The sequence below is a fragment of the Rhizobium azibense genome (assembly GCF_004342325.1).
GTDB classification, from domain to species: domain Bacteria; phylum Pseudomonadota; class Alphaproteobacteria; order Rhizobiales; family Rhizobiaceae; genus Rhizobium; species Rhizobium etli_B.
The window spans coordinates 1-2,701 of the sequence record NZ_SMBJ01000040.1 but is presented as its reverse complement, the minus strand read 5'-3'; the positions used below and the strand labels follow the sequence as shown (position 1 = coordinate 2,701).

The window sequence follows — 2,701 nt, the reverse complement described above, 5'->3', positions numbered from 1 at the left end:
ATCACTTTACCGTTGTTGAGTCTGAGAAGTATTTATGAGTGTACTTGGCGTATTGTGAGCCGCTCTGATGGGATCCGTACTTGCCGAGGTTCTTCAGGTCGACCTTGTTCAGCACGACGCCGAGGGTCTTGTCGGTCAGTTCCGGATGGTTGATGGTGAACTCCTTCAGCACCTTGCGCGGTGTCTTGCCCCAATGGGCGACGAAGAAGTAGCCATCGACGACGTAGCTTGCCGCCATCGCGTCGGTCAGCGCGCCGACCGGCGGGAAGTCGATGATGACGACATCGTACTGCCGCCGCAGGCTGTCGATCAGGTCTTGCGCCCTTGAGCTTCCGAAGACGTCATTTGCCGCACGCGTGCGCGCGCCGCCCGGCAGGAATGCCAGGCCGCTTTCCTGCTCGTAGGCGACGACGTTCTCCACGCTTGCCCGGCCGGCAATGACATCGATCAGCCCGGTCTTCGGCCCGCTCAGAAGGTTGTTCGTCAAGCTTGGATTGCGCAGGTCGCCGTCGATCAGGATTGTGCTCGTGCCTTGCAAGGCGATCGATGAAGCAAGGTTCTTGGCAAGGCTCGACTTTCCTTCATCGGGGAACATCGACACCATGCCGATGACGATGCCCTTCCGCTTTGGAAACTCGAGGTTCATCTTGAACCGCAGCGCACGAATTGCCTCGGCAAACTGCGAGAAGGGTTCGTTGACGACCTTTTGCAGTAGCGGATTGTAGGTCAGCGTCAGACGTCGTCCGGCGGCACCCCCTGCGGTACCCCCTGCGGACGGCAGCTCTCCCGGGGTCAGTGCTTGCTGGACGAGAAAGGCCGACGGCTGCAATGCCGGTACGTTGGCAATAAATTCGAGGCCCAGCTCGTCGCGAATCTGGGATGCCGTGCGGAAGCCGCGATCACGCCATTCGCGAAGCCAGCCAAGACCGGCGCCGGCAATGCCGCCCAGGACGAGCGATGCGAGCAGAACAAGCAGCTTCTTGGGGCTGCTGGGAAGCAGCGGCGTGGACGCATCGCTGATCACGCGCGCATCGGTGACCGGGAAGGACTGCTGCTGCTGCAGTTCCTGGGCCTTCTGCAAGAAAGTGGAATAGAGGGTCTTGAGCGAGTCCGATTCCTGCTCGAGCGACCGCAGCTTGACCATGGCACTGTCGTTCGAGGCACTGGTCTGGCGCAGCTGATTGATGGTGTTCTGGATACTGTTTACGCGTGCCTGGGCGATGGACACGTCGCTCTGATAGCCGGGCAGGAGATTGATGAGCTCGGCAAAGATCAGCCGCGTATAGGCCGCCATATCCTTGCGCGCCTTGTCCGCAGCAAGGTGGTTGGCTCCATAACGGGCCGAGATCTCGCTCTCGAGCTTTGCTGCCTGCAGGTAGCGCGAACGCAGTTGCGCGACGTTCGGATTCTCGAGCGATTCCGTCAGGCTCGCATTGATATCCTGATTGTCGATAATTTCCTTCAGTCTCTGGTAGCGGGCGCTGGCCGTATCGAGGGCGCTGCGGGCCGTGGTAAGCTGCGTCGTCGCATCCGTCAGAGACTGCTCGTCGATGAGGCGTCCGGACGCCTCGACCAGATTATTGTCGGCACGATACTTCTGCACGGCCTCATCGGCCGCCAGCGACTGCGCCTTCAGATCGCGGATACGCTCTTCCATCCAGTTCGTCGCACGGCGGGTGGAATCGAACTTGGAGTCCAGCTGATCCTCAAGGTAGGCATTGGCATACTGACCCACGATCGCCTGGGCAAGGACCGGATCGGGGTTGCTGTAGTCCAGGATGAAGACATAGGTCCGACCGACACGCGCGACCCTCAGATTGTCCTGAAGAACATTGACCGCAAGCAGAAGGCGCAGGGGCTCGGGAAGGTCCTTGACCTCCGGCGTCGGCGGGGCCTGGGTCACCACATTGATGGCGGAGCGGACAAGTCCTATGGCCCCCTTTACCGTTTCCGTCAGGTAGGAGCCCTGCGGATCGATAAAGGCCATGTTGTTCTGGAGGCCAAGACGCGTCGCCACCGCGCTTGCGATCTTGTCCGAGGTCAGGATCTGCAGCTGGCTGTCGACCGCCCCCGTCTCGAAGGTCAGGCTGCCTTCAAGCGGGGTTGCCGCGGTCATGCCGACTTTCTTGGCGTCGATCAGGATGCTCGCCGACGACGTGTAGTTCGGGAGCGCCTGCACCAGATAAAGGATGCCGAGCAGCAGCGCCACGACGACCGACGCCACCAGCACCCAGATCTGCCGGCGGGCGGCAGAAAGGATATCGACGCCCGACAGCGGGTTCGCAAACATTCTTCCAGGAGCGCCAACGTCGTCCATGGGCTCGGTGATTTGCAGTTGCGGCCGGTTCAGCATGGCTTCGAGGCGTCCCACTCATTCATCGTCGATCTCATCTTCCGCCGCCCCGCTCCGATGCCTGCCGGTACAAAATAACCCCGCAACAGATCGCTGCATTGCAGCATCCCAAAAGTATAATGGCTGCCTGACAACCGCAAACGGCGATTAACGTCCATCGGCAAAATCACTTCCGGCCGTTTGCACTTGCGTCAAGCTTCAGAACGCCGGGCAGCTTGTAAGGCTGACCAAGGACCGCGACAACATCCCGCAAGGGCGTGACCGCCGATGTCGTCGTCATCACCTCGAATATCTTCGGGTTGTTGATGAACGATACTGCAGCTAGCGTAAACTTGTTGCGCGTCGCCG

The 2,701-nt window shown here is 60.3% G+C and carries 2 protein-coding genes; both read right to left on the bottom strand.

Translation table 11 applies throughout. The features are described from left to right. Window position 1 precedes the first annotated feature (1 nt). Window positions 2–2,371 (bottom strand): GNVR domain-containing protein, encoded by a 2,370-nt coding sequence (locus EV130_RS32355; protein WP_132554572.1) that lies wholly within the window; start codon window positions 2,369–2,371, stop codon window positions 2–4. A gap of 148 nt (window positions 2,372–2,519) precedes the next feature. Next, on the bottom strand, window positions 2,520–2,701 hold a 182-nt coding region (locus EV130_RS32845), incomplete at its 5' end, for a hypothetical protein (protein ID WP_165918608.1).